The sequence below is a fragment of the Paenibacillus sp. FSL R7-0333 genome (genome assembly GCF_038000365.1).
Lineage (GTDB): Bacteria > Bacillota > Bacilli > Paenibacillales > Paenibacillaceae > Paenibacillus_AQ > Paenibacillus_AQ silagei.
Window position 1 is genome coordinate 4,486,753 of record NZ_JBBOBZ010000001.1, and the last position, 23,446, is coordinate 4,510,198.

General features: G+C 54.3%; 26 protein-coding genes. 1 reads left to right on the plus strand and 25 read right to left on the minus strand.

Going from position 1 to position 23,446, the window contains the following annotated elements; translation table 11 throughout:
* Positions 1-15: 15 nt before the first annotated feature.
* The 15 genes from MKY86_RS18940 to MKY86_RS19010 all read right to left on the minus strand — a co-directional run bounded on the left by MKY86_RS18940 (position 16) and on the right by MKY86_RS19010 (position 15,100).
* A complete protein-coding gene (locus MKY86_RS18940) occupies positions 16-1,317 on the minus strand; it encodes an amidohydrolase (protein WP_076079202.1) in 1,302 nt (433 codons plus the stop codon).
* On the minus strand, positions 1,307-1,957 hold the full coding sequence (locus tag MKY86_RS18945; protein ID WP_036698060.1) for a redox-sensing transcriptional repressor Rex: 651 nt from the start codon (positions 1,955-1,957) through the stop codon (positions 1,307-1,309). Before MKY86_RS18945 ends, MKY86_RS18940 begins: the two co-directional genes overlap by 11 nt.
* Before the next feature lie 138 nt (positions 1,958-2,095).
* Positions 2,096-4,957, minus strand: coding sequence for an ATP-dependent DNA helicase DinG (dinG, locus tag MKY86_RS18950; RefSeq protein WP_036727234.1), 2,862 nt, complete (start codon positions 4,955-4,957; stop codon positions 2,096-2,098).
* Between the two features lie 115 nt (positions 4,958-5,072).
* Complete coding sequence (locus MKY86_RS18955; protein WP_076079201.1) at positions 5,073-5,711, minus strand: tetratricopeptide repeat protein; 639 nt, start codon at positions 5,709-5,711, stop codon at positions 5,073-5,075.
* A 114-nt stretch (positions 5,712-5,825) separates the two neighbouring features.
* The gene (panD, locus tag MKY86_RS18960) at positions 5,826-6,209 is read right to left on the minus strand and encodes an aspartate 1-decarboxylase (RefSeq protein WP_036727238.1); all 384 of its coding nucleotides are present in this window, start codon (positions 6,207-6,209) and stop codon (positions 5,826-5,828) included.
* The gene (gene panC, locus MKY86_RS18965; RefSeq protein WP_076079200.1) at positions 6,202-7,092 is read right to left on the minus strand and encodes a pantoate--beta-alanine ligase; all 891 of its coding nucleotides are present in this window, start codon (positions 7,090-7,092) and stop codon (positions 6,202-6,204) included. Before panC ends, panD begins: the two co-directional genes overlap by 8 nt.
* A 1-nt stretch (position 7,093) precedes the next feature.
* Positions 7,094-7,960, minus strand: a complete 867-nt coding sequence (panB, locus tag MKY86_RS18970) for a 3-methyl-2-oxobutanoate hydroxymethyltransferase (protein ID WP_076079199.1) — start codon at positions 7,958-7,960, stop codon at positions 7,094-7,096.
* A 712-nt stretch (positions 7,961-8,672) separates the two neighbouring features.
* Complete coding sequence (locus MKY86_RS18975) at positions 8,673-9,473, minus strand: biotin--[acetyl-CoA-carboxylase] ligase (protein WP_076079198.1); 801 nt, start codon at positions 9,471-9,473, stop codon at positions 8,673-8,675.
* Complete coding sequence (locus MKY86_RS18980) at positions 9,466-10,950, minus strand: CCA tRNA nucleotidyltransferase (protein WP_076079197.1); 1,485 nt, start codon at positions 10,948-10,950, stop codon at positions 9,466-9,468. Before MKY86_RS18980 ends, MKY86_RS18975 begins: the two co-directional genes overlap by 8 nt.
* Before the next feature lie 10 nt (positions 10,951-10,960).
* On the minus strand, positions 10,961-12,118 hold the full coding sequence (gene bshA / locus MKY86_RS18985; protein WP_036727254.1) for an N-acetyl-alpha-D-glucosaminyl L-malate synthase BshA: 1,158 nt from the start codon (positions 12,116-12,118) through the stop codon (positions 10,961-10,963).
* A 91-nt stretch (positions 12,119-12,209) separates the two neighbouring features.
* Positions 12,210-12,914: a bacillithiol biosynthesis deacetylase BshB1 gene (gene bshB1 / locus MKY86_RS18990; protein WP_076079196.1), complete on the minus strand. Its 705-nt coding sequence runs from the start codon at positions 12,912-12,914 to the stop codon at positions 12,210-12,212.
* Positions 12,911-13,336 carry a methylglyoxal synthase gene (gene mgsA, locus MKY86_RS18995; protein ID WP_076079195.1) on the minus strand — a complete coding sequence of 142 codons (426 nt, stop codon included), beginning with the start codon at positions 13,334-13,336 and terminating at the stop codon, positions 12,911-12,913. Before mgsA ends, bshB1 begins: the two co-directional genes overlap by 4 nt.
* Positions 13,337-13,353: 17 nt before the next feature.
* Entirely contained in the window at positions 13,354-14,157 is an 804-nt protein-coding gene (gene dapB, locus MKY86_RS19000) for a 4-hydroxy-tetrahydrodipicolinate reductase (protein WP_076079194.1), read from the minus strand.
* Positions 14,158-14,189: 32 nt separating this feature from the next.
* On the minus strand, positions 14,190-14,711 hold the full coding sequence (locus tag MKY86_RS19005; RefSeq protein WP_076079193.1) for a tetratricopeptide repeat protein: 522 nt from the start codon (positions 14,709-14,711) through the stop codon (positions 14,190-14,192).
* A 59-nt stretch (positions 14,712-14,770) separates the two neighbouring features.
* Positions 14,771-15,100 (minus strand): nucleotide pyrophosphohydrolase, encoded by a 330-nt coding sequence (locus MKY86_RS19010; protein ID WP_036698080.1) that lies wholly within the window; start codon positions 15,098-15,100, stop codon positions 14,771-14,773.
* 167 nt (positions 15,101-15,267) lie between these two features.
* Between MKY86_RS19010 and MKY86_RS19015 the strand changes: the two genes are divergently transcribed.
* Positions 15,268-16,140, plus strand: a complete 873-nt coding sequence (locus tag MKY86_RS19015; RefSeq protein ID WP_200869567.1) for a YitT family protein — start codon at positions 15,268-15,270, stop codon at positions 16,138-16,140.
* A gap of 91 nt (positions 16,141-16,231) precedes the next feature.
* Here MKY86_RS19015 and MKY86_RS19020 read toward each other — a convergent pair whose 3' ends face one another.
* The 10 genes from MKY86_RS19020 to MKY86_RS19065 all read right to left on the minus strand — a co-directional run bounded on the left by MKY86_RS19020 (position 16,232) and on the right by MKY86_RS19065 (position 23,338).
* Positions 16,232-17,131, minus strand: a complete 900-nt coding sequence (locus tag MKY86_RS19020; protein WP_051478163.1) for a sporulation protein YpjB — start codon at positions 17,129-17,131, stop codon at positions 16,232-16,234.
* 55 nt (positions 17,132-17,186) lie between these two features.
* On the minus strand, positions 17,187-17,834 hold the full coding sequence (locus MKY86_RS19025) for a DUF1405 domain-containing protein (RefSeq protein ID WP_076079192.1): 648 nt from the start codon (positions 17,832-17,834) through the stop codon (positions 17,187-17,189).
* A 121-nt stretch (positions 17,835-17,955) separates the two neighbouring features.
* The gene (locus MKY86_RS19030) at positions 17,956-18,831 is read right to left on the minus strand and encodes a menaquinol-cytochrome c reductase cytochrome b/c subunit (protein ID WP_036727265.1); all 876 of its coding nucleotides are present in this window, start codon (positions 18,829-18,831) and stop codon (positions 17,956-17,958) included.
* 23 nt (positions 18,832-18,854) lie between these two features.
* Positions 18,855-19,526 (minus strand): menaquinol-cytochrome c reductase cytochrome b subunit, encoded by a 672-nt coding sequence (qcrB, locus tag MKY86_RS19035; protein ID WP_036727267.1) that lies wholly within the window; start codon positions 19,524-19,526, stop codon positions 18,855-18,857.
* A gap of 5 nt (positions 19,527-19,531) precedes the next feature.
* Positions 19,532-20,083: a ubiquinol-cytochrome c reductase iron-sulfur subunit gene (locus MKY86_RS19040; protein WP_076079191.1), complete on the minus strand. Its 552-nt coding sequence runs from the start codon at positions 20,081-20,083 to the stop codon at positions 19,532-19,534.
* A 221-nt stretch (positions 20,084-20,304) separates the two neighbouring features.
* On the minus strand, positions 20,305-20,730 hold the full coding sequence (locus tag MKY86_RS19045) for a DUF2487 family protein (RefSeq protein ID WP_076079190.1): 426 nt from the start codon (positions 20,728-20,730) through the stop codon (positions 20,305-20,307).
* A gap of 125 nt (positions 20,731-20,855) precedes the next feature.
* Complete coding sequence (locus MKY86_RS19050) at positions 20,856-21,035, minus strand: IDEAL domain-containing protein (protein ID WP_036698090.1); 180 nt, start codon at positions 21,033-21,035, stop codon at positions 20,856-20,858.
* An 18-nt stretch (positions 21,036-21,053) separates the two neighbouring features.
* Positions 21,054-21,560, minus strand: coding sequence for a gamma carbonic anhydrase family protein (locus MKY86_RS19055; protein WP_076079189.1), 507 nt, complete (start codon positions 21,558-21,560; stop codon positions 21,054-21,056).
* Positions 21,561-21,571: 11 nt separating this feature from the next.
* Positions 21,572-22,660 carry a hypothetical protein gene (locus MKY86_RS19060; RefSeq protein WP_076079188.1) on the minus strand — a complete coding sequence of 363 codons (1,089 nt, stop codon included), beginning with the start codon at positions 22,658-22,660 and terminating at the stop codon, positions 21,572-21,574.
* Between the two features lie 90 nt (positions 22,661-22,750).
* Entirely contained in the window at positions 22,751-23,338 is a 588-nt protein-coding gene (locus MKY86_RS19065) for a histidine phosphatase family protein (protein WP_076079187.1), read from the minus strand.
* Positions 23,339-23,446: the final 108 nt, after the last annotated feature.

A 23,446-nucleotide genomic window follows, 5' to 3' on the forward strand; every position in this document is an offset into this window, starting at 1 on the left:
TCCCGTTCCCCTGAATTACCGTTTAAGCAGGCTCTCGAACGTCTCCTGTGCTTTGCGGCGGATGGCTTCTTCATCAAGTGTCAGGCATTGTCCATGCTTCACAACCTGCTGGCCGTTCACCCATACATGCTCTACATCCTTGGCACTTGCCGAATATACGGCATGGGAGAGCAGATCGGTATGCGGCAGCAGATGAGGCTGGTCAATATCAAGTGCGATGAAGTCGGCCTTCATTCCTGCTGCAAGCCGGCCTACCCCGCTTAGGAAAATAGACTGCGCCCCGTACTCCGTAGCCATCAGAAGCGCCTCAGGAGCCGGTACCGCTGTAGGATCACCGCTTACGCCCTTGTGGATCAGAGCCGCCAGCCTCATCTCTTCGAACATATCCAGATTGTTGTTGCTTGCCGCACCGTCTGTACCCAGGGAGACCTTAATCCCGGCTCTCAGCAGTTCAGGAACACGGGCAACCCCGCTGGCCAGCTTCAGGTTACTGCCGGGGTTATGCGACACGCCAACGTTATGGCGGGCCAGAATCCCGATCTCTTCATCGTTCAGATGAACCCCGTGGGCAATGAGCGAAGGACGGGTGAACATTCCGAGCTTCTCCAGATGTGCGACCGGACGCAGGCCGTAGTCGGCCACGTTCTGTTCCACTTCATGGCGCGTCTCGGACATATGGGTGTGCATTGGCAGGTCTAGATCATGGGCAGCCTGCACAAACTTCATGAAAAACTCTGGAGGACAGGTGTACGGGGCGTGCGGTGAGAGCATGGTCGTAATTCTGCCGTCAGCCTTGCCGTGCCAGTTACGGGCAAAAGCAATCGCCTCAGCGAGCTTCGCTTGCTGTACCTCTTCCGGGCACAGCCCAATTACGCCGCGCATCAACACAGCACGAATACCAGACTGCTCGGTCACTTCCGCTACCCGGTCCATATGATCATACATATCGAGGAAGGTGGTTGTGCCGCCCTTCAGCATCTCCAGCACGGACAACGAGGTTCCCCAATATACATCATCACCAGTGAATTTCTCTTCCATCGGCCACATCTTCTCCTGCAGCCAAGACTGAAGCACCATATCGTCGCCGTATCCGCGCAGCAGTGACATTGCAGTATGACCATGGGTATTGACCAGACCAGGCATGAACAGCAGACGGCTGCCGTCTACGACCTGTGCGCCATCCTCCACTACCGGCTCAGCTTCACCTATGTAAGTAATCAAATCATTCTCCAGGGTCATGTACCCGCTCAGTACCGGCTTGTCACTGCCCGGAACCAGGAAGTGCCCATTCTTGATTATCGTGATCTTACTGCTCATCTTCAGCCTCATCCTTTCCATCATGCAAATAATAGGCCAAGCTCTGCAGATCTGTGGTGAAATCTGCGGCATGAATCCGGATATTGGCAGGCGTCTTGAGAATAACCGGTGCGAAGTTCAGAATCGCTTCGATACCGGAATCCACAAGAATATCAGCTACGTTCTGGGCTTCACTGTCGGGCACGGTAATAATCCCGATCCGGATGCCCTGCGAACGGATTGTACTGCTTAGCTCCTCCATCGGCTGCACAACCAGCGAGTTGATCTGCTGGCCCACCTTCGGCGGGTAGGCATCGAAGATGGCAGTAATCTTCATCGTATCCTTCAAGTAAGCGTTGTAGTTAGACAAGGCATGACCGAGGTTACCGGCTCCAACCAGTGCAACATTAATTTGCTGGTCAAGCTTCAGGATATGGCGGATCTTCTCAATCAGATAAGATACATCATAGCCGATGCCTTTCCTGCCAAAATCGCCGAAATAAGCCAAATCCTTACGGATCTGGGCGGGATTTAGGTCAAGCTTCTGGCCCAGCTCCTGAGAAGAGACTGTGGAGATTTCACGTTTTTGGAGATCGTTCAGGAAACGCAGGTACACTGGGAGCCTGCGCACGACGGCCTCCGATATTTTATCCGATTTCATGTATTCTCCTCCTTAAAAGTTGTGTTAGACCCGTACAATTATAGCAACCGTGCCCCGCCGCCTGCCGGAGTGGCAGGGCAGGCGGGAACGGATCTTCAGGTTAATCATGACTTATTAATAATAGCAATAGCAGAAGAATTAGGAAACCCCGCCGTCATCCAGCCATTCGGCAATTCTCGGGACCATCTGCTCGGTGAGCATATGCTCCATCTTGGGACCGGGGAGCGAGTACAGGAAGTACTTTCCATAATGCGATTCAATGACTCTGGTATCGTACACAATTACGATGCCCCGGTCCTGCGCCGTGCGGACCAGCCGCCCGAAGCCCTGCTTGAAGCGGATGACGGCCTGCGGCACGGACAGCTTCATGAACGGATTCTTCTTCTGTGCCTGAAGCAGCTCCGACTTCGCTTCTGCCAGCGGGTGATTTGGCGGCTGGAACGGCAGTCTGACAATCGCCAGGCAGGTCAATGCTTCTCCCGGGATATCCACCCCTTCCCAGAAGCTGCTGGTACCCAGCAAGACCGAAGCCGGGCTGTCCTGGAAGCGGCGGATCAGCTTGCTCCGGCTGCCGCCTTCCACACCTTGTCCGAGTACCGCGATATCCTGTGAGGCAAGTGCCTCCTTCAGCGGTTCATACACCTGGCGCAGCATCTTGTAGGAGGTAAACAGCACCAGCATCCGTCCCCGTGTTGTTACAGCTGTCTCGGCAAGGGAGTGCACGAGGGTGTCCACAAAGCGGGCATCCCCAATACTCCCCTTGACGCTCGGGAAGTCCCGGGGAATGACCAGGAGAGCCTGCTCACGATACTTGAATGGCGACGGAAGCAGTGCAGTCATCAGACGCCGCTGCTCTGCAGCTTCGCCAAGACCCAGGTTATCAATCATAAACTGGAAGGATTTATCCACGGATAAGGTGGCCGAGGTCAGGATAATGCTCTTCTTCTTATCGAAGAACAGCTCCCTGAGCTGGGTGCTGACATCTACGGGAACAGCATACATTTGCAGCGACTTGCCCTTATAATTGCCGCTTCCCTCCAGCCAATACACGATGTTCTCATCGTTCAGACTCATGAAGAAGCGGATCTGCTCTCTAATGGATGCCAGATCCTTGAATAACCCACCGATATCAGTCACAAGACTGTCTGAGGAGGATTGGCTGTCCGTGTCACGCATTTCACTGAGCATTTTGTCGCCCTTGCGGATGATATCGCTCAGACTGAGGTTCAGTGTATTCTCAAGGGCAGCCAGCTCCTCCCAATCCTTCGGCTTCTTGCCCGGCTGCAGGCGTGCCACCAGCTGGCCTGCTTCACCGGCCCCGGCATCGCTGCGCTCGGGCAGCAGGCTGAAGAGCCGGTCGCTGAGCGCATCCCAGGACTCCTTCACCGTCAGCAGATCGGGATAGATCCGGTCGATCACGCCGCTCCATTCGGAGGCCTGCTCACTGCCCGAAGACTGCAGACTCTGGCGGAGGGCAGGCAGCTGCCCGCTCCGGCTATCCTTATAGAGACGGGTGAGGGTATGGGCGAATGTGAAATATTTCATCTGCATGCCAAGATGCTTGCCGGCAATATCCTCCAGATGATGGGCTTCATCAATCACAAGATGGTCGTACGCCGGAAGAAGCTGATGCCCGGCTTTGACATCTGCGAACAGCTTGGAGTGATTGGTGACCACCACATCGGAGATCCCGGCTTCATGCTTGGCCCGGTGGTAATAGCATTTGCGGAACCAGGGACATGCGCGTCCCAGGCAGGAGTCGGTATCACTGGCTACCGTCTCCCAGAAATCGCCGCCCCGTCCGCTTAAGTTAAGCTCCTCATCATCGCCGGTCGTCGTCTGGGTCAGCCAAACGAGCATTTGCGCAGCGGTGAGCGCTTCTTCCCTTGGACTCGTAAAGTCCTTTTTGTTCATTCTATGTTCGAACTTGCGCAGACACAAATAGTGCCCTCTTCCCTTAAAGATGGAGGCCTTGAACGGGAACGGCACAACGCTGGTTAAGAGCGGAATATCCCGCTCCCGCAGCTGGTCCTGAAGGTTAATGGTATGCGTGCTGACCATCACCTTCTGATCACTTTTCACACTATGGTAGATAGCCGGAAGCAGATAACCCAGCGATTTACCGGTGCCTGTTCCCGCTTCAATCAGTAGATGCTTGTCCTGCTCAAGCGCTGTAATGACCTCATGGATCATCAGCTCCTGGGCTTCCCGGCTCTCATACTGGGGAAGAACAGCCTTCAGCCGCTTGGTTACCTCATCCATATATTCTTCAAAGGTAATATTCTCCAGCGGATTGACGCTTCCATCCTCCCGTGGCGTAGCCAGCTCTGCCCAGTCCCCCACAGCCAGCGCAAGCTGGCGGTAGAAGCTCAGCTCACCTTCCGGCTGAAAGGTCTCCATCTCCCGCTCCCGCAGCAGACCGTCGAAATACCAGGCCAGATCACTGTCTTCGTCCGCGAACAGCTCATTCAGCCGCTGAATCGTCAAGAGCGGCAGACTCTGCAGCTCTTCCAGACATTTGAGCAGCACAATAGCCGTGGCAAGCGCATCACTGTCCGCCTGATGGGGACGGTCATGCGTAATGCCGAAGTGGCTGCTTACCGCGCCAAGCTGATAGGTGCTCAGTGAGGGAAAGCATATTTTGAGAAAATCGATCGTATCCAGAATCCGCCCCTGAAACGGCAGGTAGCCGCAGCGGTCCAGCGCATTCTGCAAAAAATGAAAATCAAACGCGACATTGTGTCCGACGAGGACGACATCATCCAGCAGCGGCACCAGCTCCATCATCATCTCATCGAGCTCCGGCGCATCCTGTACGTCGCTGTCTGTAATTCCGGTCAGGCCCGTAATAAAAGGAGGAATGGGCGCTCCGGGCTTGACATAGGAACCATACACCCGGGAGATCGTCCCGTCTTCTTCTATAATGGCAAGGCCAACCTGGATGATCTCTCCCACAGATTGGGTTCCCGTAGTTTCAAAATCAAGCACGGCAAATTTCATTATAAGTTCTATTCCCTTTCACTTGAGACTCTTTATCAGCATAACAGAAGTTACGAAAAAAGGCGATGCACACCCCGGGAAACGGGGCGCATCGCCTAAAGAAACCGAGGATAAATTATAAAAGCGAAACCAGCTGATGGCCAAACTCCAGCTTCCCGCCCCGTCTGCGGCATACCTCCAGATTCACATTCGGCTCCGGCAGATCCGGGTCATGCAGCAGCGACAGGCTGAATAGCTCACTGGCCTCATTGAAGCGTTCCTGAGAAGCCCGGATACAGCCCAGCGCATTATAGATCATCGCCTTCAGCTTCTCCTCACGGATCAGGCCCAGCATGTGATTCAGATGTCCCCAGGCGGTATCGCCTTCTCCCTCCTGCAGATAAGCCATGGCCAGATACAGGCGGGCAGCGAGGCTGTCCGGATACTTAGCCGTAACCTCCCTGAACTGTTCAATGCATTTGCGGTACATCAGCAGCTTGTAATAGCCCTGGCCTCTGACAAAAGCATCCATCCCAAGCTCGGGCGCTTCCTCTTCCGGCAGCTCCTCTGGCTGAACCTGGAAATCCGCCTGTTCCCGGAACTCGCTCAGCTTCTCGGCGAAGACCAGCCATTCATCCATTACATTATCACTGATTCGGTGGAGCATATTATACTTGGATAAAAGATCGCTTCGGCGGGCACCCTCCGCAGTAGGATAGTCGGCTTTGATCTCCTGGAGCATCTTGTTCATCTCAGCAAATAAATGTTGAAACACCGGACATCCCACCCTTACTGATAATGAAGTCAGCTTAAGCTTGCCTTACTTCATTATCAGCAAGTACAGGGGTCTTCATCCCTGCCATTGATTACATGGCTCAAAGCTCAGAATTCAGGCAATCGTCGCGTGAATCTCATGATCCGCCAGCTTCACCGGCTTGTTGCCCGCATCAACGAACACTACAGTCGGCTTGTGCGCCGCCAGCTCCTCGGAGGACATGACAGCGTAGGATATAATAATCACTGTATCGCCAGGCTGTACCAAACGCGCCGCCGCCCCGTTCAGACAAATGACGCCGCTGCCGCGCGGACCTGGAATGACATAAGTCTCCAGACGGGAACCGTTATTATTATCCACGATCTGCACCTTCTCGTTCTCCAGCAGGTCTGCAGCTTCCATCAGATCTTCATCAATGGTAATGCTGCCCACATAATTGAGATTGGCTTCAGTGACCGTTGCCCGGTGGATTTTGGATTTCATCATATGTCTAAACAAGAGCGTGTGCCTCCTTAGGAATAAATACATTATTGTCAATCAGACGGGTTCTGCCGAACTTCACGGCCAGAGCCATTATAACCTCTCCGCCCGCATCCGTCAGCCTGCTGCCGCCTTCCAGCTCTTCCAGATCAGGGAAGGTTAGAATCTCCGCATAATCAATGACCGCAAGCGGCGATTCAGCAATGACCGAGACCAGCAGAGCCCGTGCTTCATCTACGGTACGAATGCTGCCCTCTTCCATAGCCTGGCGCACCTCGCGCAGGGAACGAGACAATACCAGCGCCTGTCTGCGCTCCTCGCTGCTCAGATAGACATTGCGGGAGCTAAGCGCCAGCCCATCTTCCTCGCGCACAATGGGACAGGCGATAATGTCCACGTTCATGTTAAGGTCAGACACCATCCGGCGGAGAACCGCTACCTGCTGGGCATCCTTCAGTCCGAAGAAGGCGTAATCCGGCTGCACGATATGAAACAGCTTGCTGACCACAGTAGTTACTCCGTCAAAATGTCCCGGACGCGAAGCACCGCAGAGCTGCGACGTAAGCGAGGAGACCGATACGCCTGTACGGATCGGCTGCGGATACATCTCTTCTACACTGGGGATGAACACCAGGTCCGCACCTTCACGTTCAGCCAGCGCCAGATCACGCTGCTCATCCCGCGGATAAGAAGCAAAGTCCTCATTCGGGCCAAATTGCAGCGGATTGACAAAAATACTCATCACCACCGTGCCGCTCTTCTCCCCTGCCTTACGCAGCAGACTGGCATGTCCTTCATGCAAATATCCCATGGTAGGCACAAAGCCAACAGGGCCATGGCCCCCTTGACGCATATATTCGAGCGCTTCGCGCAGTTCAGCAATCGTTCGGATCACTCTCATTTTATTTCACTCCTTTGCCGGCATTGCCGTATAAAGATTCCAAAACGGTCTCGTCCGCGCGAAACACATGCTCTTCCGCAGGGAACGAGCGGTCCTTCACTTCTTGAACGTAGCTGGTGATGCCTTCACGAATTAGAGTGCCTACATCGGCGTAGGTTTTGACGAACTTTTTCTCCCGGTAAGGTGAGGCATACCGCAGGACATCATGGAACACCAGAACCTGTCCGTCACAGTAACGCCCGGCACCGATGCCGATGGTCGGTATGCTGACAGCCTTGGAGATGGCTTCTGCCACTTCCTCCGTAACCAGCTCCAGTACAATGCCGAATGCCCCGGCTGCTTCCAGTGCCTTCGCTTCGTCCATCAGCCGCTGCGCATCCTTGGCATCCTTCCCCTGAATCCGGTAGCCGCCGATCATATTGACCGACTGCGGGGTCAGGCCGATATGGCCGAGCACCGGAACTCCGGCTGCTACTACAGCCGACACTGCGGAGCAGATCTCAAGACCGCCTTCCATTTTGACCGCATGGGCCTGGCCTTCCTGCATCAGTCTTCGCACACCGCGCAAGGTCTCATCCACACTTCCGTGGTAGGTCATGAACGGCATATCAGCCACTATAAAAGTATTAGGCGCCCCGCGCTTCACCGACCGGGTATGGTAGACCATATCCTCTATGGTAACCGGCAGCGTGGTGTCATAACCAAGCACGACATTTCCCAGGGAATCACCGACCAGAATCAGGTCGATTCCGGCTTCTTCCGCCAGCAGGGCTGAAGGGTAGTCATAAGCGGTCAGCATGCTCAGGGGCACCCCGTCCGTTTTCATTTTTTTCATCTTGATAATATTCAGTGCGTGTTTGTCTGCCATTGCTCTCATTCCCCTTTTCCATAAAATACGCGGTATCCGCGCAAACAAAAAAACCCTTTAGCATGGTCCGCTAAAAAGGTCCGAAGGGCAAAAAAGAGTCACTCGCGATCGTCCCTTCTGTCTCGGTCCTTACGGCTCAGAGCAGAATCCAACGTAACCGTTACATCCAGTTATGAAGGTACATCCGGTAAATAGGTGTCCTGTTAAAAGATACAATTGCGTGAGTACAGCTCGCCATGCGATGCCGCCTCATGAGGACAGTATACCAAAAAAACACAAAAATAAACACCTCAAGTCGAAACAGCTTTACCGTCCTTATAAAGGACGGTACCGTTTCAGCGAGAAATAGAAGGATAAGTTATCGTGTGAAACAGATATTTCTTATATTTTAAAATATGACATGTCTTGAAGTAGCTGATGGTGTAAGTGGATGGTGTTAACTGTATTTTGTGCAACTAAAGTGAAGGATATTTAAGCTGGGAGGGATTTAATTGCAGTATGTACCATTAAATACCCTTTAATTCTGAAAAAGGCGGAATTTTCCATATTTTAATTGTACAAAATACATCTATCCCCGCCATTATAAAAATTTCGCTGCTTTTAAGTGTACCAAATACAATTAAACCAATTGTAGTTCTATTTACAGTGTTAGGCAGCTATGAGATCCTATGGGACTTTACTATTGTAACTTAATGGCGGCAGCTTCTGCCGCCTAGATCATCTCGATTTCACCTGAAAGTACGCTCACGACCTCACCGGATTCGTTACGTAACAGGAGTCCGCCGTTATCGCTCAGTCCGACAGCAGTGGCTTCGGTGCGGCCTTGGGGAGTATTCACGTATACCTGACGCCCCAGTGTCACCGACATTGACTCCCACAGCTCCTTTACAGGCTGGAAGCCTTGCTGCAGATAGACCCGGTACAAATATTCGAATTCCTTCAGCACGGCTTCCGCAAGCCTTGTGCGGTCTACAGGAATGCCCCCGCCTTCGATCAGCAGCGATGTACCGATCCCGCGCAGCTCCTCCGGGTAGTCTTCCTCCGTCAAATTTGCAGCGATGCCGATACCGGCGATGCAATAATGCAGCCCGCCTTCACGAAGCGAGGATTCCAGCAGAATTCCGCAGATTTTGCGGCCGCCGGCCAGCAGGTCATTCGGCCACTTGATGCCGGCCGGCACCCCGGTAACCTCACGGATGGCTGTGCAGACAGCCACTCCGGCGAGCAGCGTCAGCTGCGGAGTCAAGGCCAGCGGCAGATCTGGACGCAGCACCAGGCTCATCCAGATTCCTTTGCCGTGGGGGGAGTGCCATTTACGGCCCATCCGCCCACGCCCGCCGGTCTGCGCTTCGGCCATGACCGTTGTTCCCTCCGGGGCGCCGCCTTCGGCGAGTATTTTGGCTTGCTCCTGTGTGGAACCGACAGTATCCAGCCGCTGAATTCCCTTGGCCCAGCGGGGAACGAACGCCTCCCGCTTCAACACGCCGGAATGCTGCGCATGACCGCTATTCATTTCTATCCATCCTTTGCGCTGCTTGCAGCAGTAATTGGTTGTCATTGGCAAGGTCACCTGCCGCGACAGCCAGAAGAAGCTGGTTCAGCAATACGCCCAGCCACGGGCCGGGACGCTTCTCCAGCGCCGCTGTCACCTCATGGCCGCTCACCGCCAGCTCAGCGAGAATACGGATCGGCATCTCTGCGGTCCAGGACCGCAGGAGGCTGGTGGTGACAGAGGGGATGGAGCTTGCCATTGTAGGCGCGTCAGGGACAGCTGCCGATGTGGCGGGTGCGACTGGAGCCGTGGTGGCAGGGACGCCTGACGATCTGGCGGGTGCGCCAGCATCTGCGGCAGGGACGTCCTCCGCCGTGGCGGGTGCGACTGCGGCTGTGACAGGGACGTCTGCGGCCGGGACGCGCGCACCTGCGCTAACAGCGGACGCGGCGTCAGCCCCCGCCGCCTCAAGCAGCGTCAGCCACCCTTCGGCGGCTGACTGGCCATGGCCCAGCACGGCGGCGATCCACCGCCGCCGCAGCCGCTCCCCGGCGCCGGAAGCCTCCGGCCGCGCCGAGGACAATGCCGCGTCCCAGGCTTCGCGGACGCGGAGCACGGCGACGACGCCAGTGCGCGTCGCCCCCGGGAACGTCCATGCCCGCAGGAGCTCATCGGCGGAAGCCGCCGACGATCCCAGGGCATGCAGCAGGAGCGCCCAGCGCAGGCGGGCGCTCTCCAGGTTCCCGAGACCGGCGAGGCGGGCGGCGGCAGCCGCCAGGTCCCGGCCGGTCCAGGGGAACGGCGCTTTGCCGCGCGGCAGCAGGCCGCTGCGCAGCAGGAGCCCCAGCCCGCGCTGCGGGTGCGGGCCTTCCAGGATGCGCTCCACCTCGGCGCGCACCCGCTCCACAGCAATATGCGCCAGCTTGTCACGCTGGCGCAGCAGACCGCGCCAGGTATTCTTCGCAATCGCGAAATCCAGCACGGAAGCAAAACGTACGCAGCGCAGCATCCGCAGCGCATCCTCCTCGAAGCGTTCCTCCGCTTCGCCTACACAGCGGATCACGCGGAGCTTGAGATCCCGCTCCCCCCCGAAAGGGTCAATCCGCCCGCCGTCAAGTCCGCAGCAGATGGCGTTGATCGTGAAGTCACGGCGGCGGAGATCCTCCCGCACATCCCTGACGAATACGACATGCTCCGGACGCCGGTGATCGGCATAGCCGCTCTCCGTCCGGTAGGTCGTAACTTCCAGGCTGTAGCCTTCCTGCAGCACAGTGATCGTGCCATGCGCCAGTCCGGTAGGGACGCAGCGCGGAAACAGGGCCATCACCTCCTCCGGCAGTGCGGAGGTAGTGATGTCTATATCATGCACCGGACGGCCCAGCAGCTCATCACGCAGGCAGCCGCCGACGAAATAAGCTTCATGGCCGCCTGCCACTAGTCCTGCAACAACAGTCCCGGCGGCTTCAGCCATGCCGGGTGATGCCATTCTCCATTCCATATCGTACTCCTTACCCCAGAATCGGGTCTAATCCGGATACCTTGCGCCCGAGCACACGGTAATAGATATCTTCATATTGATTGGTGATCATATCTCTGCTGAAATCATTGCAGGACCGCTCCAGGCATGCGCGCCGGAAGCTCTCAGCCATCGCCTCATCCGAGAGCAGCCGGACGGCATATTCTGCCATCGATTCCGTATCGCCGACTGGCGCAAGGAATCCGGTCTTGCCATGCTGAATCAGCTCCGGAATCCCACCGGCCTGCGAGCCAATGGTCGGAACGCCGCAGGCCATCGCTTCCAGGGCGACCAGCCCGAAGCTCTCCTTCTCAGAAGGCAGCAGCAGCAGGTCCGCCAGCGAGATCACCTGGGCAATCTCGTCCTGCTTACCCAGGAAACGGACATGATCGTCGAGGCCCATCTCGCTGATCTTAGCTTGAATCTTCGGCAGGTCAGGGCCTTCGCCGACCAGCAGCAGCTTGGAAGGCACCTGCCGGTTCACCTTGGCGAACACATCCACCACATCACTCACCCGCTTGACCGGGCGGAAATTGCTGATATGCATCAGAATCTTCTCATCCGGGGCCGCGAAGTCGCCGCGCAGATCCGTTACATCCCGGGGATAATAGACACGCTTATCTACGAAATTATAAGTCAGATCAATTTCACGCGTAATATCAAGCGCCTTGCGGGTCTCCTTGATCAGATCACGGGAGACTGCGGTCACCGCATCACTCTCGTTAATGCCCAGCCGGATCAGATCCTTCAGGGATTCATCCTGGCCCAGCACTGTAATATCCGTACCATGCAGCGTGGTAACCACTTTGATATCATTACCAAGGATCTGCTTGGCCAGAAAAGCACATACCGCATGCGGAACCGCATAATGCACATGGAACAGGTCCAGATTTTGCATTTTGGCTACCTGCGCCATCTTGGTCGCCAGCGCCAGATCATATGGCGGATAGCGGAATACATAATAATCGTTAACCTCTACCTCATGGTAAAAGATATTTTTCTGAAACGTTCCCAGCCGAAACGGGATGCTGTGTGTGATAAAGTGAACCTCATGGCCTTTTTCAGCCAATAGTTTGCCCAGTTCAGTTGCCACCACGCCCGAGCCGCCAAGAGAAGGATAACAAGTGATGCCTATCTTTAGCCGCTCCATAGCTCCGCCCCTTCATTTAACTTAGCTCTATTACTCCAAGTAACGATATGAATTAATTATAGTTGTTTTCCGGGCTTTGTCGAGTGGCGCCTTATCCGCGTGCAGCACTGAACAGATCTACAGTATACGGTACCTTACCGGCGAACCCTTCGGCATAAGGAATGAGCCTCCGCTGGCCCAGCAGCATGTCTCTGGAACGGACTCGCTCGATATACCCTTCCGTCAATGGCGTTGCAACGGCATCTTCACCCGGAGCGAGTCCAAATTGGGAACGGTAGCAGGACAATGCCTGCTCCTTCAGCGGATACTGCGCAGTCACATCTACGATTAGATCCGTCCGTCCTAGATCATTAATGAAGTAGAAATATAATTGTGGCTCGGGGATAGCGGGCTTGTCCGGCATATATTTGCGCAGCTTGGCGTTAAATACCGCTTCCTCCACCAGCTTACTGCAGGCAATATGATCAGGATGGCGGTCTTCCCAGTAAGGGGCAAATACCATAGACGGGGCATAGCGGCGGATTTCCGCTGTTACAGCCGCCAAATGGCCCTCTGTCATATACAGGCCTCGGTCAGGCAGCCCCAGATTACTCCGCACCGCAGCGCCCAGCACTGCGGCAGCCTGCTGTGCTTCCTGTTCCCGCAGCTCCACCGTGCCGTTCGAGGACATCTCTGCCCGGGTCAGATCGCACATTCCTATCTTGAAGCCGGCAGCAGTATGCTTGGCAATCGTCCCTGCCATGCCGATCTCGGCATCATCTGCATGCGCGCCGAATACCAGAATGTCAAGCTTCATAACTCGTCCACACCCGGCTTGTATTTATGTACCAGCTCACGCCAGCCGAAATCTCCCCGGTCAATAGCCTTCACCAGAATTTCTGCTGTAGCAATATTCGTGGCCACCGGAATCCCATACACATCACACAGACGTAGCAGCGCTGTAATATCCGGTTCATGCGGCTGGGCCATCAGCGGATCACGCAGGAAAATAATTAAATCAAGCTCATCCGTAGCCACCATCGAGCCGATCTGCTGGTCGCCGCCAAGCGGCCCCGACATGTAACGGTGAATGGAGAGCTTGGTCACTTCCATGATACGCTGGCCCGTGGTCCCGGTGGAGAATAATTTATGACCTTCAAAAACATGCTCATAAGCAGTTACGAAATTAACGATTTCATCTTTTTTGCGGTCATGTGCGATAAAAGCAATTTTCAACATTCTGTTTCTCTCCCCGTCTATTCTATAAAATGCTCAAAACCGTAAATCAAGCCGGTATAGCCCATCACCTTTTGAATCCCGAGCTTGACTCCAGGCATATAACCCGCGCGCTCATAGGAGTCATGACGGATCTTCAGCGACTGTCCGAACCCGCCGAATACAACCTCCTCCTGGGCAAAAACGCCCGGAAGACGCACACTGTGAATACGGAAGCCGTTATAATACCCGCCGCGCGAGCCTTCAATCAGCTCTTCTTCCTCCGGATGTCCCTGGCGGAGCTCCTGCCGCGCCTCAGAGATCATCTCTGCCGTCTTAATCGCTGTTCCTGAAGGAGCATCCAGCTTCTGGTCTCCGTGATATTCGATAATTTCGAGATGAGGGAAATACTTTGCGGCCTGGGCAGCAAATTTCATCAGCAGAATCGCGCCGATGGAGAAGTTAGGCGCAATCAGTCCGCCGATTCCCTGCTCCTGGCATTGCTTGTCCAGCCCGGCGATCTGCTCCGGCGTGAAGCCGGTGGTACCGATAACCGGACGGACGCCGTATTTGACCGCCAGCGCAGTATTGCTATATGCAGAGTGTGGAAGCGTAAAATCAACCATTACATCCGCCTCTGTATCTGCAAGCGCAGTCTCCAGATCCGGAGTCACAAGTACACCGCAATCCTCAAGGCCAACCAGCCGTCCGGCATCTCTGCCATGTGCAGAGCGGTCAACCGCTGCTGCCAGCTCGAGTTCATCATCCTGCAATACCAGCTTCACAACCTCTTTGCCCATTCTGCCTCCGGCTCCGGAAACAACAATCCTGATCTTGTCACTCAAATGAATTCTCCCCGCTTTCCCTGGCTCTGTTATTATTGTATATAGTGTTGCAGCGATTTTTGCAGATCCTTCATCAGCAGACGCAGTCCGCTGTCATCCGGGTGCAGCGACATGACTTCCTTCAATACCGCAATCGCCTGCAGATGTTCATTCATCCGGCTGTGCGCAATCGCCAGCCATACATAAGCATCCCCGTAGAGAGGGTCAAGCGATACTGCTTCCTTCAGCAGCGTAATCGGATGATACGGATTCACACTGTCCGCTGCTTCATCCTCCAGCAGCCGCTTCGCTTCCTGCACAAGCTTAAGAGCCTGCAGATGCTGAAGATGCAGCTGATACTCCGGTTTGGTTCCATCCAGTCTGCGTGCGGCTACAGCATGCTCAAGAGCTTTGTCCAGCATGCCGCTGCGGGCATAGGTAATAGAGCAGCGGTATCTGACTTCCGCATCATCGGGACTTGCGGCAATGGCCGCCTCGAACAAGGTGATGGCCTCAGCAAAGTCACTGCGGAGTATTGAGCGGTAGGCCGCTTTTACATAATCATTATGATCCATATCCTCACCATCCTTACGGCTAAATCCCGTTCGTTTGGTACAGCATATGTAGCATAGGCCTAATCGGTGTTTTTGGGCGTCCAGCGCCCGGCATCACGCGTATTGAATTTGTGCATAACCTTATTATGTGCCTCAGTTAAGTCTATACCGAGTGAATTGGCGAAACAAACGGTAATGAAGAGAATGTCGCCCAGCTCCAGCTCAATCGAATTATCGGCTTCATCCGCTTTTTTCGGCTTCTCGCCGAATTGATGGTTGACTTCGCGCGCCAGCTCCCCGACTTCCTCGGACATCCGGGCCAGCATCGACAGCGGACTGAAGTAGCCTTCTTTAAACTGTGAGATATAGGCATCCACCTCACGCTGAATGTCACCAAGACTTTTATCCATAAATTGTCGTTTCACCCCCGTGTGTTCTTGCCTTCTGTTTGCCCCTATGTTATCGTAAAGACGTTTTGAAGACAAATCTTTTTTGCAATGACGCCTGGAGCTTACGTGCTCTCCGGGGGGATCATTACATATAAATTGCCCATTTAGAGGCGTAGGCGAGGGATGTTATGAGTTCAACCATTAAAATCAGCACAGTCAGCAAAACAGTGGCCCCCATCATGCTGGGCACGGCCATCTACGCATTCGGACTCCTGTATTTCATCATTCCCAACCAGCTGATGGAGGGCGGAGTTACCGGGATTACCATCCTGCTCAATTACGCCTTTAACATCCCGATCTTCTTAACGACACTGCTGCTGAACCTTCCGCTCTTTCTGCTCGGCTGGAAGGTGCTGGGGGCGAATCAGATCGTCTATACCGGACTCGGCATCGGCTCGCTGTCTTTTTTCCTCTGGTTATTCGAGCGGATGATTAAGGCAGGCTGGATTGTGACGTTCAGTACCGAGCATGATTTTATTCTTGCTTCATTATATGCAGGGGTTACCCTGGGTCTGGGCTTGGGGATTGTCTTCCGCTTCGGAGGCACCACCGGGGGTGTAGATATTGTGGCACGGATACTCGGACGCAAGTTCGGCTGGAGCATGGGACAGATTATTCTGGCCGTGGATATCATCATTATCGGGGCTTCCCTGCTCTACATTCCCCGCGAAAAAATACTGTATACGCTCGTGGCAGTCTTCATCGCCTCACGTGTAATTGATTTCATCCAGGAAGGAGCCTACGCCGCCAAAGCCTTCACCATCATCAGCGACGAGGCCCCGCAGATTGCCGAGCTGATCACCGTAGAAATGGATCGCGGCGTTACCTTAATCCCGGCGATCGGCGCTTATTCCAAGCAGGCGAAGCATATGGTCTATTGCGTGGTCTCCAGACAGGAGATCCGCCGGCTAAGCCTGCTGGTGAAGTCGGTGGATCCTAAAGCCTTCGTCATTATCAGTGAGGTTCACGACGTTCACGGCGAAGGCTTCCGGGAGACCTGAACTATACACACATAAGGGCGGACCCCACAAGCCGGCAATGGCTGCTTGTGGGGTCCGCCCTCTTTGTATCCTCTGTTGCCGCCGCTCAAGTCTACACGGGTTTTAGATTCTGCTTCTGGCCGCGGTACTTACGGTAAGCCGTATACACGAGCACCGTAAGGATGAACGCGCCTGCCAGCAGGGCCCAGCCCCCGTATTGCTGCGGAGCCAGCGGCAGAGACAGGACCGGCTCGCTGCGGTCCTTGCCGAACATCACTCTTGCTGCATCCTGCCCATAGGATACAATCTCCAGCAGGCGGGCCCGTTCCACGGGCTGCTCCGAGCCTGCCACCCCTCCTGCGTAAGACATCCAGGAATCAAAGGTGCTCACCGCCTCAGCAGGCCGGGAGATGATCACCGCAGGCCGGATATTCGCATACCGGCTCTGAAGTCTTGCCAGGGCCGCTGTCCAGCTCTTCAGATCATTCGCGGCAGCGCTTTGCTCCATATCGTTCAGATCCTCACGGACCAGCTTATAGTACTGCAGCCACATGGGCTGGCGGGGGTGATTCAGGCTGTTAGCGGCAAGCCGCAGCTTCGCCGCTGCCGCTTCCCATCTCTCCGGGGACGGCTGGGCCGCAGCCAGTGCCGACTTCATGTCCAGGATCACAGAGGATAGTGCATTGACCCCCTCCACTGAGGTCATCCCTTCAAAGGACGAAGAGATGAAGATCTGCGAGACCTCCTCTGCCTCCTGGCGGGCCTTCAGCACATCGCCTTCAAGCACATAGCCGTATAGAGCTTCCGCAGCCTGCTCCAGCCGCTGCGCTCCGCTTCTGGCCGTGAGAGCAGCGGGATCACTGGGTACACTTCCGGCTGCTTCTATGTAAGCCGTACTTCCCTGGTCTGCAGCGGCATCCCCTGCTTCAGCCTGAACGCGGCCTCCGCTGATACCGGCCAGCAGCCAGCACAGCAGAATTCCTGACAGTATGAATACTTTTCTGCGCGGCATAAGACATCCCTCCCACCTTAATGTATGGCGGAAGGACAAGAGTTAGAACAGAGGCTCAGTGCTTCATGGCAGTGCTGTCCGGAAGTGCCGGACGCCTTGTCCGGCCGCAGAACAGCCAGGCAGCAGCCGTACTGAACAGTGTAAGCCCCATGGTGAGGTACTGAACAGCGATAAGATCATCATCAAGCACAGAAGGCAGCCATGGATACACGCCTTGTGAATAATCCACTATATCATTAGCGAATGTCCACGCAAGCGCCACAGGCAGCATTCTCCGGAAGGTGAAGAAGCGGGCATAGATCAGAGCTTCCACAGCCATTCCGATATGGGAGATCATCAGCATCCAGTCCTTCCAGGTGATGGAATCTCCCTGATAACCGCCGGCCACAATGATGCTGACCGCCCATATTCCGTACTTCACAGAGGTTAGGACTGCCAGCGCTTCAATCAGTTCACGTATCAGCGTCCCCGCAAGCCCTCTTGGCGGATACAGCAGCAGCAGTAATGCAGCCGTGAAGAACAGACTGGCCGTAGGGCTGTCAGGAACGAACGGCAGTAGCCAGAGCGGTTCAGTCTGCGCCGTGAACGTGAGCTGGTTGCCATACCACATATATCCGTAGACCGTTCCGAGCAGATTCACGATAAACAGCAGCCATATTATTCTCCGGTCCCTAAATAATTTCTCAAACCAATGACCCGGCATACAAACAACTTCCCCCCGACTGTAGCAGCTTCATTTCAATACAACACTGATTTCATTACAACTCTTATGACATAACAAAGACCTGAGCGCATACACGATCAGGTCCTGCGTTACTGTTATTTTACTGTCCGCTTTTTTGTTTGGCAAGCCAGCCGGCCAGCTCATCGATATCCTGCTCGGTCAGCCCTGCTCCCATAGCCGTCTCCACCATTGGCGGCATCTGACCTTTACCTTCTTTTATAATAGTAAGAATCGCCGCCTTATCATGCTTATCGCCTACACCCCGAAGCGAAGGAAAACTGCCGGAGCCCTTCATATCTACCGCATGGCAGGTTATACAGGTTGCTTGCTTATAGAGTGCCATCGCCGGATCATCCTTGTCCACAATGGCAATATCCTTCGGCTTGACGGCACTTGTGGTTGGCAAGCCCGCCGCCCTGTTCTCGGCCGCCTTCTCCTCGCGCTGAACATCCTCTGGAATCTGGCCGGTTTCAGCCATCTCATGCTTGTATTCTGTCCAGGCTGTGTTGGTCAAATAGACGATTGCTGCGAGAGACAGGAACATCAGCGAGGACGCAATCGGTCTGCGGTAGAACCGCCGCTCGGGGCCGGTATCCAGGAAAGGCGCCAGCAGCAGCGCACCGAAGGCCACGCCTGTCACGCCCAGTGTTCCCAGCACGATATAGTCACCTGATGCATAAGGAAGCTTCAAATACTGATAGAGAAAGAGAAAATACCAGTCGGGAATCGGAATTACCGTTGCTGCCGGATTGGCAGGGAACCCGAGCGGAGCCGGCTCCGAGATGGTTAGAACCAGGATTCCCACCAGCACCACTACGCCAACCATCCATTCCTTGAGCAGAAAGTTAGGGATAAAGGCTTCCGATTTGCCCGGATACGCCGTATAATCCGGCGGGGTAATGAATCCGTTTCCTCTGCGGACCCGGGAATCCCCGACGAATATCACCTTCTCTTTGGAGTCGTCTCCGTGTGCCATGACCGTGCCTCCTATACGTTATTTTACAGCGGACCGGATATGCCTTGTCTGCGGATCATAATGAAGTGCCCGACAAGCAGTATAAGCAGAACCGCCGGGAGGAAGAATACATGTAAGGCGAAGAACCGGGTCAGCGTCTCGGCGCCGGCAATACTGCCGCCTTGCATCAGCTCCTTGAGCACCGGTCCCATGAACGGAACCGAATTGGCGATCTCCAGCGTAACCTTGGTGGCGAAGTACGCCTTATTGTCCCATGGAAGCAGGTAACCGGTAAGTCCCAGTCCCAGCATGACAAAGAAAATCAGCATCCCCACTACCCAGTTCATCTCGCGCGGAGCCTTATACGAACCGGTGAAGAACACACGCATCGTATGAAGGAACATCATGACAATGACGAGACTCGCGCCCCAGTGGTGCATGCCGCGGACGATTTTACCGAAGGCGACCTTGGTCTGCAGATATTCCACGCTGGCGTAGGCATTAATGATATCCGGGACATAATACATGGTCAGAAACATTCCTGAGAGGATCTGTATTACAGTGATGAAGAAGGTTAGTCCGCCGAAGCAGTAGACAAAGGCTGAAAAGTGGTGTGCGGGATTGACATGCTCGGGGACCTCGTGGTCGGCAACATCTCTCCAGATCGGTGTAATATCCAGACGTTCGTCAATCCAGTTATATACGTTTTTGAACACGCCGTTCACGCCTCCTTCGCCGAAACAGTATTAGGGACGATTTCACCGAGATATACCCAGCCTCCGTCAATCTTGGTGGTGTACTGGTCCAGCGGCTTGGCAGCCACGGCCAGTTGCCGGCCCTGCTTCGTATAGCGGGCGCCATGGCAAGGGCAATGATATTCATCAGGATGCGCCTTGTTATTATTCCAGCCTACGGTGCAGCCCAGATGCTTGCAGATCGGTGAAAGCGCATAAATATCTCCGTTCGCGTCTTTACGGATCCACGCCGTAAGCATCGCTGTACTGGCATACCATCCGTCCTGCTGCGGAAGCTCGAAGGTGAACTCCTGGGGCTCTTCTGTAATTTTGGACGCTTCCGCTACCTTGATGAATTCCCCCTCGCCTTTTTTCTGCAGAATCGGATCTACAGCAAACCGTACCATCGGCAGGATAACTCCGGCACCCATAAAGGCGGTAGCCCCGCCTAGTGTGTAGGTCAAAAACTGTCTGCGTGACATCTCGTTTCGGCTGGGCGGTTCTTGCGGAAGTGATTCTTCTTCATTAAGGCTGCTCATACTGTATGTAACCCCCTTTTCAAAATGTGAGAAGGCACCTGCAGAGTTGTTGCATAGGTTTTTTAGGTAAAAATTCCGTTTTCAATGAAAAATATCACAGTTCATATAAGTTCATCCTAATCATAGCTTAGGGTCTAAAACCCGTCAAGAATATTGTCTAAATTGTGACAGGCGTTTAAGGTGTTTTTTTGATAAATTGTTGATTTTCCGTCACATTTAACTTATTTTCCATTCTCCCATAGGGCCTGGATTTCACTCCGCACATACACGCTTACCGAGGTTCTGGAATCGGCCGCTATCTCAGACAGGCAAAGGAGTAAATCGCTTTCAAATACCTCCTCCCTGCGCAGCCCCTCATTGGCAGACATCACGACCGCATACTGGAAGCCGCTGGATTTGACTTTTCGGCAAAGTTCATTCAGCAAAGCTGTCATTCCAGGCCCTGCATACTGTACCGCCGGATAAGTCACGACCCGCCCCTTGTACGGTTGTTCGGCCAATTCCAGGAAATCACGCTGCCGTTCAAGTAACTTAACTGTCTCAGGCGGAGTCTCCGTGCCTTGAAGTCCGCTATACGGAATGATACAGGTATCATAGTATTGTCCATCGGTCTCCCAGGCTCTACTGTCAAAATCACTGAATTTCATAGATTCGCCCCCTCTAGCCGCATTCCGCAGCATGCATTTAACTTTAAAAGCATCATAAACAAGTGTATTCAGCTTGGCAATCCTTAATTTCAGCAGAAAAAAAGAAATGCGCCAGGCGCATTTCCCTATGCCAAACTTTTCAGTTCTTCTGTCAGATTCCGGAAAGCCGCCTCATCACCAGCAGCCAGCGCCGTGTCGATCTTCCGGTACAACATGTCGGTACGACGCTTTCTTAACGCTTCATCCCACACCATTTCCGCAGCCAGCCCCAGCATCACTTCATAAGTAGCCTTCATTTTGTCCATTCGATACACCTCCGCTGTTTAAGAAATTCCGTATTCCAATGCTTTTTTCACATAGCTTTCACTTGTGCGTGCCATCCTCAGCAGATCCTGCTCAGTCAATTCACGGACCACTTTGGCCGGTGTGCCCAAGGAGAGCGTGTATGGAGGAATGATTGTGTTCTCGGTTACAAGGGAGCCGGCTCCTACTAAAGCATATTCACCAATCTCTGCTCCGTTCAGTACAATTGCACCCATTCCGATTAATGTGCCCTTGCCTATCCGGCAGCCGTGGATGATTGCTGAATGCCCGACCGAGATGTCATCCTCCAGCATCAGCGGCAATCCGTCCGCCACATGGCCGACCACACCGTCCTGGATATTGCAGCGCTCCCCGATGATCACCGGCGCCAGGTCACCGCGAAGTACGGCGTTGAACCAGACACTGGATTGTTTGCTTATTCTTACATCGCCAACGAGCTTAGCGCCTTCCGCCACATAGACTGTCTCGTCAATCTGCGGTATGTAACTCCCATAGGCAATCCGCATCTCTCTCCTCCTTACCTGAGCAGATGCTTTGGCACAGCCGCCTCACATCCCCAGGGTGTCATCATGACCACTGTTCCTGCGGGTTCCTCACCAAGCTTAAGCATGCCCAGATGCAGCATCATCCGCAAGATTCGCTGTTCGAGAATGGAAGCGGCATCATCGTAATAAAAGGGCTTGATCAGCCAGCCGATTCCTTCTGACAGCGAGGCTGTGGTCACCCATCTGCCGGCACTTAGACTAATCCAGTAGACCAGCGAAGGCAAATTGGGAATAGCCCCTTTATACAGTCTTAACCAAAAGGAGAATAACTGCATCAGCTTTTCCGATTTCCCCTCCGCCAGAAAATGCCCGCCTGCCGCTGTAAGCTGCAGCCTGTAGCCCTCCTCGGAGATCCAGCGGCGGTGGCGGGCATAATCGTACAGCAGGGCAAATCTCGGCGGATAATGCTCACAAGCCCTGCCATAGCCGAACCTCCAGCCGCCCTTGCCGAGTAAAGGCTCTGCAATCTGCAGCGTATTCATCACTCCCTGCTGATTGCGCTTATAGAGCGCGCCTTCCTGGTTCAGCTCAGGCTCATTCTCCATCACATACCGCAGGAACAGCAGCAGATCTCCGGCCAGCAAATCCCCCTCCCCCCTGTACACCGCCGGCTCCGTGCCCGGAACAATCCGCTCCTGCAAATGCTGGCCCATCTGCTCACGGAAGCGCTTCTTCAGATCCAGCGGCACCTGGAACAGATACCGGCTCTGCTGGGAAGCTCCGCTGAACAGCCAGCCGCTGTTCTTAAGCCGGCTGACCAGCTCGCGGTAGTCACCGCTTTTGCCGGGCGGGGCATCGAAGGAAGCCTGCCTGGCTGCAGCCAGCAGATCCTCCAGGCTGAAGTGGCTTCGTTCATCGAAGAGCAGGCTGTTCAGCAAACGCAGCTCTCCCGGGGAACTCCCCTTAATATGGGACTCCATGAACTCCCGGCTGCCCAAGGTGATCAATATACTCTGAATCAAATCATGTTTGGAATTCCGTTTGCATTCACACTGATAGCGTCCCGCAATGGCGGTCAGCTGACCAATGTCTGCATAAGTGAGCATATCCGCCAGATTCATCTCTCATCGCCTCACTGTTTTACTACCATTATGGGAAATACAGCCCTTTTTATTCCTTATGCCGCAAAAAAAATAACCCGAAGGGTCGGGTTAATGCTGTTTTTGTAAAATATGACGGGTACAGTTGTACACTAAAGGATTCCATTCCTGATCGTTCTTCTCCAGAATCGTGAGTGAGAGATTGCCGAGCCGTTCCGAATATTTGTCTTTGTAGAGTGCGGTGTAGAGCTGTGCAAGGAATCCTCCGTGGGAGATGACCAGGACATTCTTACCCGGGAACCGGGCCGTAATATCCTCCAGGAACGCAAGCCCCCGGACCTGAAGCGCCTCATCGCTCTCCTGTCCCAGAGACAGCAGCTTCCAATCCTTGCCCCACTTGGCTTCACGGGCTTCGGCTGTCATACCCTCCACCTGGCCGTAGGCACGCTCACGGATACGGTCATCCGGCTCAAGTAAAGGAATGCCCAGCTTGGCCGCTACGATCTTGCCGGTCTCTGCTGCACGGGACAGACTGCTGGTAATACAATAGTCCCAGTGATAAGGCTCCTGCAGCAGCCGGTCACCCAGCATCTCAGCCTGCCGCCTGCCTTCATCATTCAGCGGAATATCACTTTGTCCCTGAATTTTACCTACTGCATTCCAATCCGTCAGCCCATGGCGTATTAAGCCGATCAGCATCGCCTATCACCGTTCCCTTCCCTATTTATGTTTGCTTAATAATGTAACACGAATGAAAACAAATGTCTTCTTTTTTAGAACAAGTAGAAACACATACATTCTTGTACT

Bases quoted from the DNA above. Each gene is read 5' to 3' on its own strand.
- MKY86_RS18940 (WP_076079202.1), bottom strand. From the start codon at position 1,317: ATGAGCAGTAAGATCACGATAATCAAGAATGGGCACTTCCTGGTTCCG.
- MKY86_RS18945 (WP_036698060.1), bottom strand. From the start codon at position 1,957: ATGAAATCGGATAAAATATCGGAGGCCGTCGTGCGCAGGCTCCCAGTG.
- dinG (WP_036727234.1), bottom strand. From the start codon at position 4,957: ATGAAATTTGCCGTGCTTGATTTTGAAACTACGGGAACCCAATCTGTG.
- panC (WP_076079200.1), bottom strand. From the start codon at position 7,092: ATGAGAGTGATCCGAACGATTGCTGAACTGCGCGAAGCGCTCGAATAT.
- panB (WP_076079199.1), bottom strand. From the start codon at position 7,960: ATGGCAGACAAACACGCACTGAATATTATCAAGATGAAAAAAATGAAA.
- MKY86_RS18975 (WP_076079198.1), bottom strand. From the start codon at position 9,473: ATGAATAGCGGTCATGCGCAGCATTCCGGCGTGTTGAAGCGGGAGGCG.
- MKY86_RS18980 (WP_076079197.1), bottom strand. From the start codon at position 10,950: ATGGAATGGAGAATGGCATCACCCGGCATGGCTGAAGCCGCCGGGACT.
- bshA (WP_036727254.1), bottom strand. From the start codon at position 12,118: ATGGAGCGGCTAAAGATAGGCATCACTTGTTATCCTTCTCTTGGCGGC.
- bshB1 (WP_076079196.1), bottom strand. From the start codon at position 12,914: ATGAAGCTTGACATTCTGGTATTCGGCGCGCATGCAGATGATGCCGAG.
- mgsA (WP_076079195.1), bottom strand. From the start codon at position 13,336: ATGTTGAAAATTGCTTTTATCGCACATGACCGCAAAAAAGATGAAATC.
- MKY86_RS19005 (WP_076079193.1), bottom strand. From the start codon at position 14,711: ATGGATCATAATGATTATGTAAAAGCGGCCTACCGCTCAATACTCCGC.
- MKY86_RS19010 (WP_036698080.1), bottom strand. From the start codon at position 15,100: ATGGATAAAAGTCTTGGTGACATTCAGCGTGAGGTGGATGCCTATATC.
- MKY86_RS19015 (WP_200869567.1), top strand. From the start codon at position 15,268: ATGAGTTCAACCATTAAAATCAGCACAGTCAGCAAAACAGTGGCCCCC.
- MKY86_RS19020 (WP_051478163.1), bottom strand. From the start codon at position 17,131: ATGCCGCGCAGAAAAGTATTCATACTGTCAGGAATTCTGCTGTGCTGG.
- MKY86_RS19025 (WP_076079192.1), bottom strand. From the start codon at position 17,834: ATGCCGGGTCATTGGTTTGAGAAATTATTTAGGGACCGGAGAATAATA.
- MKY86_RS19030 (WP_036727265.1), bottom strand. From the start codon at position 18,831: ATGGCACACGGAGACGACTCCAAAGAGAAGGTGATATTCGTCGGGGAT.
- MKY86_RS19040 (WP_076079191.1), bottom strand. From the start codon at position 20,083: ATGAGCAGCCTTAATGAAGAAGAATCACTTCCGCAAGAACCGCCCAGC.
- MKY86_RS19045 (WP_076079190.1), bottom strand. From the start codon at position 20,730: ATGAAATTCAGTGATTTTGACAGTAGAGCCTGGGAGACCGATGGACAA.
- MKY86_RS19050 (WP_036698090.1), bottom strand. From the start codon at position 21,035: ATGGACAAAATGAAGGCTACTTATGAAGTGATGCTGGGGCTGGCTGCG.
- MKY86_RS19055 (WP_076079189.1), bottom strand. From the start codon at position 21,560: ATGCGGATTGCCTATGGGAGTTACATACCGCAGATTGACGAGACAGTC.
- MKY86_RS19060 (WP_076079188.1), bottom strand. From the start codon at position 22,660: ATGAATCTGGCGGATATGCTCACTTATGCAGACATTGGTCAGCTGACC.
- MKY86_RS19065 (WP_076079187.1), bottom strand. From the start codon at position 23,338: ATGCTGATCGGCTTAATACGCCATGGGCTGACGGATTGGAATGCAGTA.